This is a genomic window from Streptomyces antnestii, from assembly GCF_004005495.1.
In the GTDB taxonomy this organism is placed as follows: Bacteria; Actinomycetota; Actinomycetes; order Streptomycetales; family Streptomycetaceae; genus Streptomyces; species Streptomyces antnestii.
On sequence record NZ_RZYA01000006.1, the window covers coordinates 1 to 15,459 of the forward strand.

The following is a 15,459-nucleotide window of genomic DNA, read 5'->3' on the forward strand; positions in this document are numbered from 1 at the left end:
ATCGGGACCGGGCATAGGGATCCGCGCTGGCTGCCGTACTTGCAGCCGTTCGGCGCGGACGAGGCCCTGGCCCGGATCGAAGGCATTTCCGCCTGACAACGATCCGGGTCTTTGCGTTCCGGGCCCGGCCCCTGACGGCGTGGGTAACGACTTGGTTGCCTGAGGGCCGTCGGCTATTGACGCCCCCTTCACCCACGGCTTACGTTCTCGCACATCGATAGGAAACCTTCCTAACAGTGTGGCGAGGAGACAGGCCATGGCCGGTGCGGCCCCGGGAACCCCCGGCACCCCGAGCGTCCTGCGCGCCATGAACGACCGCGCGGCCCTCGATCTCCTCGTCGCGCACGGCCCGCTGACCCGCACCCGGATCGGGGAGCTGACGGGCCTGTCCAAGCCCACCACCTCCCAGCTGCTCGGCCGCCTGGAAGCGGTGGGCCTGGTGCGCGCCACGGGCAGCCAGAGCGGCCGGCCCGGGCCGAACGCCGTGCTGTACGAGATCAACCCGGGCGCCGCCCACGTCGTGGCCCTCTGCGCGGACCCCACCGGGATCACCGCCGTGGTCGCCGACATCGCCGGCGCCGAGCGCGGCCGCTGCCGTATCGAGGCGGTCGCCGTCGCCGACGACGTGCGCAACCGCACCGCGCAGCTGGTCGCCGAGGCCTTCGACGGCGCCCTGCGCGTGGCCGGGCTCGGGCACGACGACATCACGGCCACCGTGATCGGCACCCCCGGCGCCATCGACCCGCACACCGGCCAGCTCCGGTACGCCCCGCACCTGCCCGGCTGGCACTCGCGCACCCTGCTCGCCGAGCTCGCCGGGGTCCTCGGCACCCCGGTCTCCATCGAGAACGACGTCAATCTCGCCGCCATCGCCGAGCAGTACGAGGGCGCGGCGCAGGACCACGACGACTTCGTGCTCGCGTACGTGGATGAGGGCGTGGGTGCCGCCATCGTGCTCGGCGGCGTGCTCCTGCGGGGCGCGACCGGCGGCGCGGGCGAGATCGGCTACATGCCGCTGCCCGGCGCCCCGCTGGCGCGCGGCGGCGAGGAGGAGATCGCCGGCGAGGACGCGGGGGGCGGCTTCCAGAGTCTGGTCGCCGCGCCCGCCGTGAGGCTGCTCGCGGGGGGCGTCAAGGATCTCGGGGAGGCGCTCGCCGACCCCGCCGTGCTCGACGAGGTGGCCCGCCGCCTGGCCACCGGCCTGGCCGCCGTCGTCGCGGTCGTCGACCCCGAACTCGTGGTCCTGTCGGGGCTTGTGGCCCGGGCCGGCGGCGAGGCGCTGCGACTGCGCGTCGAGCGCGAGCTCACCGGGCTCGCCCTGCCGCGGCCCCAGCTGCGTATCAGCGATCTCGACGACGATCCGATCCTCACCGGCGCCCTGCGCTCGGCGCTCACCCAGGCCCGCGACACCGTCTTCGACACCAGCACCGCCTGACCCCGCCCCCTCCCTCTCTCGCACCTTCCGCCAACTCCCGTTCAGGTAAAGGACGTTCGCCATGCCGCGATGGCGTATACCCCTGCGTGCGCCCGTGGCGCTCGCCGCGGCCGGACTACTGCTGTCCGGCTGCGCCAACCCGAGCGTCGGCAGCGCCGACGACGACCCGACGAAGCCCGTGACACTGAAGTTCTGGCACGGCTGGTCGGCCCCCGGCGAGGTGAAGGCGATCAACGACTCGATCGCCCGCTTCGAGAAGCTCCACCCGAACATCCGGGTGGAGTCCACCGGGAACGTCACGGACGCCACCATCAACCAGGCGCTGCGGGCCGGCGGCGGGGAGGCGCCCGACGTGGTGACCTCGTTCACCACCAACAACGTCGGCCAGTACTGCGACTCCGGCATGTGGGCGGACCTCGACCCGTTCATGCGCAAGAGCGGCCTCGACAAGACGAAGGTCTTCCCCAAGACCCTGCTGGACTACACGAGTTACGACGGTGACCAGTGCGCCCTGCCGCTGCTCGCCGACGCGTACGGGATGTACTACAACAAGGACGCGTTCGACGAGGCGGGCATCAGCCGGCCGCCGCGGACGATGTCCGAGCTGGAGGCCGACGCCAAGAAGCTCACGAAGCGCGCGGGCGGCGGCTCCTACAAGCGCGTCGGCTTCATGCCGAACTTCCGCCTGTACCAGAACAGCCCCGACCGGCTCTTCGCCCAGTGGGGCCCCACGTACTTCGACGCCAAGGGCGACTCGCGGCTCGCGAAGGACCCGGCGACGTCCAAGTTCTTCGACACCGCCCACAAGCTCGTCGAGGCGCAGGGCGGCTACAACGCCCTGGAGCGCTTCCGCACGTCCTTCGGTGACGAGATGTCCACGCAGAACGCGTTCATGAACGGCAAGCTGGCGATGCACCTCGACGGCGAGTGGCGCGGCCTGATGCTGAACGAGGCGAAGGTCGGCTTCGACTGGGGCGTGGCACCGCTGCCGGTCCCCGACGACCAGGCCGGGACGTACGGGCGCGGCTATCTCACCGGCACCGTCGCGGGCATCGCGCACAGCAGCAGACACCAGAACGCGGCCTGGGAGCTGGTCAAGTACCTGACCGCCGACACCGATCAGGTCGTCAGCTTCGCCAACGCGATCCACAACGTGCCGTCCACGTTCGCCGCCCTCAAGTCGCCGAAGCTGGACGCCGATCCGACGTTCCGCACCTTCCTGGACATCGCGCAGAACAAGTACAGCCAGGTCATGCCGCCCTCCACCAACGGCGGCATGTACATCACGTCTCTGCAGGACTTCTCGTACTCGGTCGAGGCGGGCAAGGTCCACGACCTCGAGAAGGGGCTGCGCGAGCTCGACCGGCAGATCGACGCCGACACCCTTCAGTCGAAGAGCTGAGGAGCGGGAGCCCATCATGGCCTTGACCCTGTCCAGTCCCGCGCGGCGCAGACTGCGTACGCTCGGCTTCCTCTCCCCCTGGCTGATCGGCTTCAGCGTCTTCTTCGCGTACCCGCTGATCGCCACCGTCTACTTCTCGTTCATGCACTACAACCAGATCCAGAAGCCCGACTTCGTGGGGCTGCGGAACTGGAAGTACGTCTTCGAGCAGATGCCGCTGTTCGGTCCCGCCCTGTGGAACACGCTGTGGCTGGTCGTCGTGATGGTGGCCCTGCGGGTGGTGTTCGGGCTCTCGCTCGGGCTGCTCATCACGAAGATCAAGACCGGCGCCGGCTTCTTCCGTACGGCCTTCTACCTGCCGTATCTGGCCCCGCCGGTGGCGGCGACCGTCGCCTTCGTCTTCCTGCTCAACCCGTCGACGGGACCGGTCAACGAGATCCTCGCGCACGTCGGCATCACGGGACCGAACTGGTTCAACGACGCCGCCTGGGCCAAGCCGTCCCTGGTGCTGCTCTCGCTGTGGGGCATCGGCGACCTGATGGTGATCTTCATGGCCGCGCTGCTCGACGTACCCAGGGAGCAGTACGAGGCTGCGGAGCTGGACGGCGCGGGCGCCTGGTCGAAGTTCCGGTACGTGACCTGGCCGTCGATCACTCCGATCGTCATGTTCGCCGTCGTCACCGGCGTCGTGCAGACGATGCAGTACTACACGCAGGCCCTGGTCGCCGGAAAGATCGCCTCCGGCGTCTCGATCGGCCCGGGCTCCGTGATCCAGCCCGGATACCCCGACCACTCGACCCTCACGGTCCCCCAGCTCGTCTACTCGATGGGCTTCCAGAACTTCAACACCGGCGCGGCGTGCGTCCTCTCGCTCGTGCTCTTCGCCATCGCCATGGCCGTGACCATGCTGCTCATGCGCAAGCGCTCGGGCCTGCTCGCGGCGGAGGACTGATCAAGATGACGTCTACGACACTCAGCCCCGTCCCGACCGCGGCTCCCGCCCGCGTGTCCGGCCCCGCCGCCGCACGCGCCCGCCGCAAGCGGGTCCTGCACTGGATCGCCGTGCACTGCGTCGCGATCGCCGTCGCGCTGCTGTTCGTCCTGCCGTTCGTGTTCGTCTTCCTGACGTCCGTGATGAGCGACAGCCAGGCGATGAGCGGCGACCTGTGGCCGCACGCCTGGCACTGGGAGAACTACAAGGCCGTCTTCGCGACCGACGGCTTCCTCGACTGGTGGAAGAACTCCCTGCTCTACGCGGGCCTCGGCACCCTGTTCACCGTGTGCTCGGCGATCCCCGTCGCGTACGCGCTCGCCAAGTTCCGTTTCCGTGGCCGCCGGACGGCGATGATCCTCGTCATCTCGACGATGATGCTGCCGCCGCAGGTCATCGTGATCCCGATGTACCTGGTGTGGGCGCAGCAGTTCCATCTGTCGGGCACGCTGTGGCCGCTGATCATCCCGATGGCGTTCGGCGACGCGTACTCGATCTTCCTGCTCCGTCAGTTCCTCCTGACGATCCCGAAGGAGTACATCGAGTCGGCGAAGGTCGACGGCTGCAGTGAGCTACGGACCCTGCTGAAGATCATCGTGCCGATGGCCAAGCCGGGCATCGCCGCGATCGCGCTGTTCCAGTTCTTCTACTGCTGGAACGACTACTTCGGGCCGCAGATCTACGCGGCCCAGAACCCGGCGTCCTGGACGCTGTCGTACGGCCTCGAATCCTTCAAGTCCGCGCACAGCGTCAACTGGAACCTGACGATGGCCGCGACGCTCCTCGTGATGGCGCCGGTCTGCATCGTCTTCTTCTTCGCACAGAAAGCCTTCGTCGAAGGCGTCACCCTCACCGGGGTCAAGGGCTAAGGACGGTTATTCGGTTATGAAGCTCGCAGTGGTCGGCGGAGGCTCGACCTACACACCCGAACTCATCGACGGCTTCGCCCGGTTGAGGGACACCCTGCCGATCGAGGAGCTCGTCCTCGTCGACCCGGCGGCCGACCGGCTGGAACTGGTCGGCGGGCTCGCACGGCGGATCTTCGCCAAGCAGGGCCACCCGGGCGTCATCCGTACGACGAGCGACGTGGACGCCGGTGTCGCCGATGCCGACGCCGTCCTGCTCCAGCTGCGCATCGGCGGGCAGGCCGCCCGCAACCAGGACGAGACCTGGCCGCTGGAGTGCGGCTGCGTCGGGCAGGAGACGACGGGCGCGGGCGGCCTCGCGAAGGCGCTCCGCACGGTGCCGGTGGTCCTCGACATCGCCGAGCGGGTGCGCCGCGCGAACCCGAACGCCTGGATCATCGACTTCACCAACCCGGTCGGCATCGTGACCAGGGCGCTGCTCAACGCGGGGCACAAGGCCGTCGGTCTGTGCAACGTCGCGATCGGCTTCCAGCGGAAGTTCGCGCGGCTGCTCGACGTGACGCCGTCGCAGGTGCACCTCGACCACGTCGGCCTCAACCACCTCACCTGGGAGCTGGGTGTCCGCCTCGGCGGCCCGGACGGCGAGAACGTGCTGCCGCGCCTGATCGGCGAGCACGGCGACGCCATCGCCGAGGACCTCCACATGCCGCGCGCGATCGTGGACCGCCTCGGGGTCGTTCCCTCCTACTACCTGCGCTACTACTACCAGCACGACGCGGTGGTGCGGGAGCTGCGCACGAAGCCGTCGCGCGCCTCCCAAGTGGCCGCGATGGAGCGGGAGTTGCTGGAGATGTACGGCGACCCGGCGCTCGACGAGAAGCCGGAGCTGCTCGCCGGCCGTGGCGGCGCCTTCTACAGCGAGGCGGCCGTGGACCTGGCGGCGTCGCTCCTCGGCGGCGGGGGCTCCCCGTACCAGGTCGTCAACACGTACAACAACGGCACGCTGCCGTTCCTGCCCGACGACGCCGTGATCGAGGTGCAGGCTGCGGTCGACGGCAAGGGGGCGACGCCGCTGGCCGTGCCCGCGCTCGACCCGCTGTACGCGGGCCTCGTCGCGAACGTCACCGCCTACGAGGACCTGGCACTCGAAGCCGCCCTGCGCGGCGGCCGCGACCGCGTCTTCAAGGCGCTGCTCGCACACCCCCTGATCGGCCAGTACGAGTACGCCGAGACGCTCACGGACCAGCTGATCGCGCACAACCGGGAGCACCTCGCGTGGGCATGACCGTCCTTGCCGTCGACGCGGGGAACAGCAAGACCGACGTCGCGGTGGTCGCGGCCGACGGCACCGTCGTCGGAGCGGCCCGCGGCGGCGGGTTCCAGCCGCCCAGGGTGGGCGTCGAGGCCGCCGTCGACGTCCTCGCCGAGGCCGTCGGCCGTGCGCTCGCCGAGGCGGGCACGACCACGGTGGGACACGTCTCGGCGTGTCTCGCCAACGCCGATCTCCCGGTCGAGGAGCGGGAGCTGGCGGCGGAGCTGCGGGCCCGCGGCTGGGCCGCCTCCGTCGACGTGCGCAACGACACCTTCGCCGTCCTGCGCGCCGGCCTCCTCCAGGACTCCGAGCCGCGCGGCGTCGCCGTCGTGTGCGGCGCCGGCATCAACTGCGTCGGGATGCTGCCCGACGGACGCACCGCCCGGTTCCCCGCGATCGGCAAGATCTCCGGCGACTGGGGCGGTGGCGGCGGACTCGCCGAGGAGGCCCTCTGGTACGCGGCGCGCGCCGAGGACGGCCGTGGCGACGCGACCGCCCTGATGCGCTCTTTGCCCGCGCACTTCGGGCTGCCCTCCATGTACGCGCTGATCGAGGCGCTGCACCTGGGCCGCATCCCGGTGCATCGCCGGCACGAGCTGACGCCGGTCCTGTTCGCGACGGCGGCGGACGGCGACCCGGTGGCCCGGTCACTGGTGGACCGGCTCGCCGACGAGGTCGTGGCCATGTCCGTGGTGGCCCTGGACCGGCTCGACCTGCTCGACGAGGAGACCCCGGTGCTCCTGGGCGGCTCCGTGCTCGCCGCGCGCCATCCCCAACTCGACGACCGGATCCGCGAGATGCTCGCCGCCCGCGCCCCGAAGGCGGTGCCGGCGGTCGTCACCGCCCGGCCCGTGCTGGGCGCGGCGCTGCTCGGCCTCGACGCCGTGGGGGCGGACGACGACGCGCACGCGCGCGTGCGGGCGCATTTCGGGGGCTGAGCGGGCCGCCCGGCCGCGCGCGCCGGCCCGACCGGCGCGCGCCGAGGGAACCGATCGGATGCGGCTCACGTGTTCTAGGGCGTGTTTCGAAAGTAGCGTCGTCCGCCCGGAGGGCGGGCCCCGCGGCGTCTGGTGCGTGCGATCGCAAGGCGCCGGAGCGTCCTAGTGGCGGAGCCACTCGGACGTTTCGGCAACGCCGCATGGGGGTCCCCCCGCTCGAGCGAAGCCGAGAGTGGGGGAGTGCGTGCCAGACGCCGCGGGGCAGGCGGGACTTTCGAAACACGCCCTAGGGCAGCGGCGGCACGACGACGTGCGCGGGGGCGTTTCGGATTGCCGGGTTCGCACGGCAATCCGAACAAGATCCAGTCAATGGCTGTGCGGATGTCGGTCCCTGCGGCAATACTTGCGGCCGTGCACTTTCGCCGCGCTCCCCGCACGCCGGACGGAAGTGACGGACCGATGACCAGGGGGAGGTCGAGTGAACTACCCGCCGAACGGCAGCGCGGCGCCGCCGGGGACGATCGGCGCGCCCACGGTGCCGGCCGTGCCGCCGCAGGTGCGGCCGCCGCACGCGCAGGGCCCTGACCCGGCCGAGGCCGCGCGCGGCACCGCCTGGGCGGAGGGCGTCGACCGGCTGCGCAGCGCCGCGACGACGGAGCCCGGGCGGCTGCGCATCATCGGCGCGGTGCTCGCCCTGCTCGTCGTCGCGTTCGGCGCGGTCACCGCCTGGCAGATGACGGACCGCTCGGCCGCCGCCGACGACGTGCTGCACAGCAGCCAGCCCCTGAGCGCCGACGCGGCGGACATCTACCGCTCCCTCGCCGACGCCAACACAGCGGCGTCCAGCGGCTTCCTCGCGGGCGGCCAGGAGCCGGCCGAGACGCGGGACCGCTACGAGAAGGACATCCGCACCGCCGCGGCCAAGCTGGTGACGGCGGCGGCGAACTCGGCCCCCGACTCCCCCTCCACGGCGGCCATCTCCAAGCTCAACACGCTGCTGCCGCAGTACAAGGGCCTCATCGAGCGCGCGCGGGCGAACAACCGGCAGGGCTTCCCCCTGGGCGGCGCCTACCTGCGGTACGCGAACGAGACGATGCAGAAGCAGATGCTCCCCGCGGCCGAGGACCTGTACAAGAAGGAGAACGAGCGGCTCCGCTCGGACTACGACAGCGCCACGCCCTACCCCTGGGCGGCGATCGGCCTCGGAGTCGTCGCGCTCGGCGCGCTCGCCTGGGCCCAGCGGCGCAACTACCGCAGGACCAACCGCGTTCTGAACCACGGCCTGGTCGCCGCGACGGCCGCGTCCACCGTCGTCCTCCTGTGGCTCGTCGCGGGCCACACCTTCGCCCGCGTGGGGCTCGACGCGTCGTACGACCACGGCGTCCGCTCGCTGAACGTGCTGCACGACGCGCGCATCGCCTCCCTCAAGGCCCGGGGCAACGAGAACCTGACGCTGGTCAGCCGCGGCGCCGAGACCGTCGACGTGAAGGGCGTGCCCAAGGACGCCTTCGACGTGGACTTCCAGAAGCAGATGAAGACGCTCACCACGAAGCTCGGGGACGCGGCGAAGCTCGCCGACGACGGCACGGGCAAGCGGCCCGTGCAGGCCGCGGATGCCAACATGAAGGTGTGGAAGGACCGCCACAGGGACGCCCGCGAGCAGGACGACGCGGGCAACTACCAGGGGGCGCTCGACAAGGTCATCGGCTCCGCGCAGGACAAGCCGACCCGCGAGTGCTTCGACAACGTCGACAAGGCGCTGCAGACCGCCCTGACGCACGAACAGGCGGAGTTCCAGCAGGCGGCGACCGGCGGGCGCGGCGCGATGACGGGGCTCCCGGTGGGCGCCGCCGTCCTCGCCGTGCTCGGCGCGGCGGCCGCCGTGCTCGGCATCGGGCGCAGGCTTTCGGAGTACCGGTGAGAGGAGGCGGGACAGCAGTGAGCGCACGACGTACGCGGATCAGCCTGCGCGGCTGGGGCGGTGTGGCGGCCATGGCGGTCGCCTGCGCCCTGACCGCGGTCTTCGCGCTGCTGCTTCCGCTGACCCGGGGTGCCGGCGTCGACGGCAGCACCGGGGTCGGCGGCCCCGGTCTGGCGACGGGTGTGCAGGCCAGGGTCGAGACCTGCACCGATCCGGAGCGCAGCCTCCCGGCGTCCGGCGACGAGTCGGGTCCCGCGGTCTCGGCCATCAAGAAGCGCGGCTATCTCGTCGTCGGCGTCGACCAGAACAGCTACCACTGGGGTTACCGCGACCCGAACAGCACGAAGAAGTCCAGTGAGCTGGAGGGCTTCGACATCGACCTGGCGCACGAGATCGCCCGGAAGATCCTCGGCAGCGGCGACGCGATCCGGTTCCGCGCGATCCCGACCAACGAGCGCATCCCGGCGGTCCAGCACGGCGACGTCGACATGGTCGTCCGCACGATGACCATCAGCTGCCTGCGGCTCGACCAGGTCGCCTTCTCCACGGCGTACTTCCAGACCGGCCAGCAGGTCCTGGCGCCCAAGAAGTCCTCGATCACGGGGTACGACAAGTCGCTCGCGGGCAAGCGGATCTGCACGGCGGCCGGCTCGACGGCGTTCGAGCGGCTCAACGACGACCGGAAGGCGGGCACGCTCCCGCCCGGCACCGACATCTCCACGACGGTGCCGAACCAGCTGGACTGCCTGGTGCGGCTGCAGCTCGGCGAGGTGGACGCCGTGGTGACGGACAGCGCGCTCGCGGCGGGCCAGGCCGCGCAGGACCCGACGGTCGAACTCAAGGGCGAGCCGTTCACCAAGGAGTTCTACGGTGTGGCGATGAAGCGCGGCACGGACGACCTGGTACGCCGGGTCAACCAGGTCCTGGAGGACTTCCGCAAGGACGGCGGCTGGCAGTCCTCGTACGACAAGTGGCTCAAGGACGGGCTCGGCGCGGCTTCCGGGCCGCCCGCGCCGAAGTACAAGTAGCCGCGACCCGGCGCTACTTACACAGGCCGTCGGCTCCGGCCGGCGGCAATTGGTGAACGGAGAGGTGATCGATGGGCGTCACGGGACCCCCCGGTCCGGTGATGGACCGGGACGAGGTGGACCGTGCGCTGGCGCGGCTCGGCGCGGAGCACGAGGCGATCGAGACGTCGCTGTTCGCCCTCCAGGACCACGCGGGCCGCAGGCTCCTCGAAGGGGCACGCCTCACCGGCGCGACCCAGGAGCGCTGGGCGGCCGCCGAGCAGGCGATCACGCTGCTGTGGACGTACTTCGACGCGTACACGGCGGCCCTGCGCGGCGCCCGTGAGCTGCGTGCGCGCCGCCGCTGGTCGAGCCGTGAGGACCTCGTCGAGCTGACCGAGCTGCTGCGCGGCGAGAGCGTGACCGTCCCCGGCGGCGGCCCCGCCGCGCCCGCGTCGCTCACCGGCCCCGCCCGGCTCAGCGACCGGTTCACGCTGGCCGAGCTGGTCGAGCGGATGAACGACCTGTACGCGAGCTCCCTGGACATGGTGGTCGCCGCCGACGCCGTCTGGTCGGCGCTGCCCGCCCGCATAGACCTCCTCGCCGCCGAGCTGGGCCGCACGCGCCGGCTCGCGCACTCCGTCGGCGTACGCCCTGGGGAGCATCCGGCGGGTGACGACCTGGAGCGGATCACGCGGGCGCTGACGCGGCTGCGGGAGGAGGTCGTGTCCGACCCGCTGACGTACTGGCGTTCCGCACCCGGCAGTTCGGCGCCCGGCGGCGGACGCCCCGACACGACGGAGTACGACCGGCAGGCGCGCGCCCTGGAAGACGTGCGCCGCGAGATCGATGCGGTGCTGACGGTGCGGCAGGACGCGGAGCTCCGGCTCGGCCGGCTGCGGGACGTCCTCTCGCGCGCGGACCGCACCCTCGCCGAGGCGCGGACCGCGCGGGGCGAGGTCCTGGCGAAGATCGCCGCGTTCGAGGTGCCCGCGGTGAGCGGCCCGCCGACCGTGCTCCAGGAGCAGCTGGCGACGGCTGCCGAGTACCGCAGGAGCGCGCAGTGGCACCGGCTCTCACCGCTTCTGGAGACGCTGGAGACGAAGGCGGAGGACGAACTGCTGCGGGCCCGCGAGTCGTTGACGGCGGTCACGCAGCCGCTGGCGGTCCGGGCCGAGCTGCGGGGGCGTCTCGACGCGTACAAGGCGAAGGTGGCGCGGCTCGGCTTCGCCGAGGACCCGCTCCTCGTGGAGCGTTACGACGCGGCGCGCCGCATGCTCTGGAGCGCGCCCTGCGATCTGCGGGCGGCCGAGGACGCGGTCACGCGGTATCAGCGGGCGGCCGCCGACGCATGGGGCCCGCGGGTGCCCGATCAGGGCGGTCCCGCCGACCGGAGGGGGGAATCATGAGCGAGCAGCGGCAGTGCCAGCGTCCCGGGTGTGCGGGGTCCTACGAGGACGTGGGCGGCGGGGAGCTGTACTGCGACACCTGCGGTCTGGCCCCGGTGGTCTCGCCGACGGGCATGGTGGGGTCGTCGCCGACGGGCATCACGGGCGGCGGCCGGGGCTCCAACAGCTCCAGCGCGCACAGCAGTTCGCGTTCCTCGCGGGCCAGCTCGCGCTCCTCGTCGCGTTCGGCGCAGTCGCGCCGGTCGGTCTCGGGCCGGCTCTCGCGCTCCCTGTCCGGGCAGTCGACGGCGCGTTCGGTGTCGGTGCGCAGCTCGGGCGCCTCAGCGTCGTCGTCGGGGCGCGGGCGCCTGGGCGTCGGTCTGGTCGAGGTGCCGGACGTGCCGCGGCCCGACCCGCGGGCGATGGTGCAGGAGAACCCCGAGGTCCCCGAGCGGAAGCGATTCTGCTCGCGTGCGGACTGCGGGGCCCCGGTGGGCCGCGCGCGCGGCGAACGCCCGGGCCGCACGGAGGGGTTCTGCACGAAGTGCGGCCACCCGTACTCGTTTGTGCCGAAGCTGCGCGCGGGCGACATCGTGCACGGCCAGTACGAGGTCGTGGGCTGTCTGGCGCACGGCGGGCTCGGCTGGGTGTATCTGGCCGTGGACCGCGCGGTGTCCGACCGCTGGGTCGTCCTCAAGGGTCTCCTCGACACGGGTGACCAGGACGCCATGGCGGCGGCGATCTCGGAGCGGCGCTTCCTCGCCGAGATCGAGCACGCGAACATCGTCCGCATCTACAACTTCGTCGAGCACCTGGACCAGCGCACCGGCTCCATGGACGGCTACATCGTCATGGAGTACGTCGGCGGCAAGTCCCTGAAGGAGATCGCCAACGGTCGGCGCACACCGGTCGGCAAGCGCGACCCGCTGCCGGTCGAGCAGGCGTGCGCGTACGGGATCGAGGCCCTGGAGGCGCTCGGCCATCTGCACAGCCGCAACCTCCTGTACTGCGACTTCAAGGTCGACAACGCGATCCAGACGGAGGACCAGCTCAAGCTCATCGACATGGGCGCGGTCCGCAGGATGGACGACGACGAGTCGGCGATCTACGGGACCGTGGGCTACCAGGCGCCCGAGGTCGCGGAGGTCGGCCCCTCGGTCGCCTCGGACCTGTACACGGTGGCGCGCACGCTGGCCGTCCTGACCTTCGACTTCCAGGGCTACACGAACGTCTTCGCGGACTCCCTGCCCGACCCCGACAGCATCGAGGTCTTCCGCACGTACGAGTCGTTCTACCGGCTCCTCGTGCGCGCCACCGACCCCGACCCGGCGCGCCGGTTCGCGTCCGCGCAGGAGATGGCGGAGCAGCTGACGGGCGTCCTGCGCGAGGTCGTGGCGCTCCAGACGGGCCGTCCGCGCCCGGCCCTGTCGACGCTGTTCGGACCCGAGACCAAGGTCACGGACACGGAGTTGTTCGCACAGCTGACGGGCGAGGTGTCGCGGCTCGGAGTCCGGGCGGAGCCGGTACGGCGCAGAGGGCGGGGCGCACAACGGGCCGCAGGACAGGCCGCGTCCGCGCTCCCGCCAGCCGGCGTGCCCACCGCGCTCCCGGGCGCCCCGGGCACTCCCGCCGCGCCCGGCACCCTCGTGAAGCCGCTGAACGCCGCCGTCACCGCGCTCGCGCTGCCCGTGCCGAGGGTCGACCCGGCCGACCCGAACGCCGGGTTCCTCGCGGGCCTCATGGCGTCCGCGCCGGGTGAGATCGTCACCGCGCTGCGGGCCTCGCCCGTCGCCTCCCTTGAGCTGCGGCTTCGCGAGCTGCGCGCCCGGCTCGAAATGGGCGAACTGGTGTCCGCCGCCCACGCGTTGACGGAGCTGGAGGCGCAGCACCCGGACGACTGGCGCGTGGTCTGGTACCGCGGCGTCGCGGCGCTCGCGACCGGCGACCACACGAACGCGGCCCTGTCGTTCGACGCGATCTACGACGCGTTCCCCGGCGAGCCCGCCCCCAAGCTCGCGCTCGGCGTGTGCGCGGAGGTCCTCGGCCAGCTGGACAACGCGGCGGAGTACTACCGCCTCGTCTGGGCCACCGACCCCAGTTTCGTGAGCGCCGCGTTCGGCCTGGCCCGGGTGCAGCTCGCCGCGGCCGACCGGCACGGCGCCGTGCACACGCTGGAGTCCGTACCGGAGTCGTCGATCCACTACACGGCGGCCAGAGTCGCCGCCGTGCGGGCGAGACTGCGGCAGCGGATGGCCGAGCAGGCCGCGGCGCACGGGCCGCTCCTCGACGACCTGACGGCCGCCGCGGGCCAGGTCGAGGCGCTGGACGGCTTCGGGCTCGACGCGGTGCGCCGGGAGCAGTTGTCGACCGAGGTCCTTGGCACCGCGCTCGACTGGGTACTCTCCGGTAGTCAAGGTTCCGCTCCGCGCCAGGGACCAGTGCGGACCCTGGTGCTGGGCAGCGACCTGGACGAGCGCGGGCTGCGACTCGGCCTCGAGCGCTCGTACCGGACACTGGCCAGGCTCGCTCAGGTTGGCGAGGAGAGGATCGAACTGGTGGAGCGGGCGAACCGTTACCGTCCACGGACGTGGGTGTGAGTTGATGTCGCAGATGCCTCGGCCGACGGCCATGTCGACGTGCCCCAGCTGCGAGGAACCCGTCGAGTCGGGTGACCGCTTCTGCGGCGCGTGCGGGTACGACCTGTCGGCGGTCCCGGCCCCACCGGGCGACCAGCCGACCGTCACGCTGACCACGGACGCCTTGCCGGCGGACGACGCGGCGGAGCCCGGCGCACCCTCGGTGGACTGGCCGGCCGCGCAGGAGCTCGACAGCTCCGACACCCCCGCCCCCGTGCATCTGCCCACCGACCTCCCGGGCACCGACTCGCGCGGCCATGAACTCCCGTCCGCCGTGCGCTTCGACGGGGTTCCCGAGCAGGCGACGGGTCCTGGGGAACCCACGGGGTCCGGCGGCGACTACACGCTGCCCGCCCCCGATCCTCGGACGGCGCCGCCCGAGGCCCTCGCGACGCCTCCCGCGGGCACCAAGCTGTGCGTGGCGTGCCGGGCCGGGCAGGTCGACCGGGACGGCTACTGCGAGAACTGCGGGCACGCGCAGCCGCGCGAGCGCGATCACATGGAGCAGGAGCTGGGCGCGGTCGCCGCGGTCAGCGACCGGGGGCTGCGCCACCACCGCAACGAGGACGCGTTCGCGATCGCGTCGGCGGCGCTGCCCGACGGGACGGCGTCCGTCGTCTCGATCGTGTGCGACGGGGTCTCCTCCGCGACCCGCCCCGACGAGGCGTCGCTCGCGGCGTCCCACGCGGCGAGCGAGGCGCTTCTGGAGTCCCTGCCGCGGGGCACGCATCCGCAGCAGGCCATGCACGACGCGATCGTCGTGGCGGCCGACGCGGTCAACGCCCTTGCGCAGGACTCCGGTTCGGGCCGCGAGCACGCCCCGAACCAGAACGCGCCGGCGTGCACGCTGGTCGGCGCGATCGTCGCGAAGGACCTCCTGATCGTCGGCTGGGTCGGCGACTCCCGGGCGTACTGGGTGCCCGACGACCGCACGGCCCCGGCCGCCCGGCTCACCGAGGACGACTCGTGGGCGGCGCAGATGGTCGCCGCGGGTCTGATGAACGAGGCGGAGGCGTACGCGGACGAGCGCGCGCACGCCATCACGGGCTGGCTCGGCGCGGACGCGTACGAACTGGAGCCGCACACCGCTTCCTTCAAGCCGGACCGGCCCGGTGTGGTGGTGGTGTGCACGGACGGGCTGTGGAACTACGCGGAAGGCGCCGAGGAGATGGCCGGGGTCATTCCGGCCGACGCGGCGCACCGGCCGCTGCACAGCGCGCAGGTCCTGGTCGGCCACGCGCTCGACGGCGGGGGCCACGACAACGTAACAGTGGCGGTGCTGCCGTTCCCGGTACCGGCGCAAGGGGCAGGATCGGCCTAGGGGGTGTCCGGCGGATCAGGGTCGGACAGGTCGCGGCGTCTGGTGCGGTGCATCGCAAGGCGCCGGAGCGTCCTGATAGCGGAGCTGTCCGGTCGTTTCGGCAACGCGGCGAGGTGCCGTGCCAGGCGTCGCGGCCCCGGCCATGATCCGCCGGACACCCCCTGGCGGGGTGGCGCGGGGAGGGCGTCGGGTCGCCGGGTCGTCGGGGCAGTTCCACACAGGTGCACGAAGGTGTAGGGGGG

11 protein-coding genes and 1 pseudogene are annotated in these 15,459 nt (G+C 72.0%); all 12 read left to right on the top strand.

Going from position 1 to position 15,459, the window contains the following annotated elements; translation table 11 throughout:
• Positions 1–96: pseudogene (locus EOT10_RS14575) on the top strand (HNH endonuclease); the annotation flags it as partial.
• Positions 97–256: 160 nt separating this feature from the next.
• Positions 257–1,435, top strand: coding sequence for an ROK family transcriptional regulator (locus EOT10_RS14580; RefSeq protein WP_127828623.1), 1,179 nt, complete (start codon positions 257–259; stop codon positions 1,433–1,435).
• A gap of 61 nt (positions 1,436–1,496) precedes the next feature.
• Positions 1,497–2,837: an ABC transporter substrate-binding protein gene (locus EOT10_RS14585; RefSeq protein WP_127828624.1), complete on the top strand. Its 1,341-nt coding sequence runs from the start codon at positions 1,497–1,499 to the stop codon at positions 2,835–2,837.
• A 16-nt stretch (positions 2,838–2,853) separates the two neighbouring features.
• Positions 2,854–3,789: a carbohydrate ABC transporter permease gene (locus tag EOT10_RS14590; RefSeq protein WP_127828625.1), complete on the top strand. Its 936-nt coding sequence runs from the start codon at positions 2,854–2,856 to the stop codon at positions 3,787–3,789.
• A gap of 5 nt (positions 3,790–3,794) precedes the next feature.
• Positions 3,795–4,697, top strand: coding sequence for a carbohydrate ABC transporter permease (locus tag EOT10_RS14595; protein ID WP_127828626.1), 903 nt, complete (start codon positions 3,795–3,797; stop codon positions 4,695–4,697).
• Between the two features lie 16 nt (positions 4,698–4,713).
• A complete protein-coding gene (locus tag EOT10_RS14600; protein WP_127828627.1) occupies positions 4,714–5,979 on the top strand; it encodes a 6-phospho-beta-glucosidase in 1,266 nt (421 codons plus the stop codon).
• Positions 5,970–6,944, top strand: a complete 975-nt coding sequence (locus tag EOT10_RS14605; protein ID WP_127828628.1) for an N-acetylglucosamine kinase — start codon at positions 5,970–5,972, stop codon at positions 6,942–6,944. The genes EOT10_RS14600 and EOT10_RS14605 overlap by 10 nt, the downstream gene beginning before the upstream one ends.
• A 478-nt stretch (positions 6,945–7,422) precedes the next feature.
• A complete protein-coding gene (locus EOT10_RS14615; protein WP_127828630.1) occupies positions 7,423–8,865 on the top strand; it encodes a hypothetical protein in 1,443 nt (480 codons plus the stop codon).
• Positions 8,866–8,882: 17 nt separating this feature from the next.
• The gene (locus EOT10_RS14620; protein WP_127828631.1) at positions 8,883–9,893 is read left to right on the top strand and encodes a glutamate ABC transporter substrate-binding protein; all 1,011 of its coding nucleotides are present in this window, start codon (positions 8,883–8,885) and stop codon (positions 9,891–9,893) included.
• Positions 9,894–9,964: 71 nt separating this feature from the next.
• Positions 9,965–11,281, top strand: coding sequence for a coiled-coil domain-containing protein (locus EOT10_RS14625; RefSeq protein WP_127828632.1), 1,317 nt, complete (start codon positions 9,965–9,967; stop codon positions 11,279–11,281).
• On the top strand, positions 11,278–13,857 hold the full coding sequence (locus EOT10_RS14630; protein WP_127828633.1) for a serine/threonine-protein kinase: 2,580 nt from the start codon (positions 11,278–11,280) through the stop codon (positions 13,855–13,857). The genes EOT10_RS14625 and EOT10_RS14630 overlap by 4 nt, the downstream gene beginning before the upstream one ends.
• A gap of 4 nt (positions 13,858–13,861) precedes the next feature.
• A complete protein-coding gene (locus tag EOT10_RS14635) occupies positions 13,862–15,217 on the top strand; it encodes a PP2C family protein-serine/threonine phosphatase (protein WP_127828634.1) in 1,356 nt (451 codons plus the stop codon).
• Positions 15,218–15,459: the final 242 nt, after the last annotated feature.

Excerpts from the sequence above, each read along its gene's own strand:
- EOT10_RS14580 (WP_127828623.1), top strand. The coding sequence starts at position 257 with ATGGCCGGTGCGGCCCCGGGAACCCCCGGCACCCCGAGCGTCCTGCGC.
- EOT10_RS14585 (WP_127828624.1), top strand. The coding sequence starts at position 1,497 with ATGCCGCGATGGCGTATACCCCTGCGTGCGCCCGTGGCGCTCGCCGCG.
- EOT10_RS14590 (WP_127828625.1), top strand. The coding sequence starts at position 2,854 with ATGGCCTTGACCCTGTCCAGTCCCGCGCGGCGCAGACTGCGTACGCTC.
- EOT10_RS14595 (WP_127828626.1), top strand. The coding sequence starts at position 3,795 with ATGACGTCTACGACACTCAGCCCCGTCCCGACCGCGGCTCCCGCCCGC.
- EOT10_RS14600 (WP_127828627.1), top strand. The coding sequence starts at position 4,714 with ATGAAGCTCGCAGTGGTCGGCGGAGGCTCGACCTACACACCCGAACTC.
- EOT10_RS14625 (WP_127828632.1), top strand. The coding sequence starts at position 9,965 with ATGGGCGTCACGGGACCCCCCGGTCCGGTGATGGACCGGGACGAGGTG.
- EOT10_RS14630 (WP_127828633.1), top strand. The coding sequence starts at position 11,278 with ATGAGCGAGCAGCGGCAGTGCCAGCGTCCCGGGTGTGCGGGGTCCTAC.
- EOT10_RS14635 (WP_127828634.1), top strand. The coding sequence starts at position 13,862 with ATGTCGCAGATGCCTCGGCCGACGGCCATGTCGACGTGCCCCAGCTGC.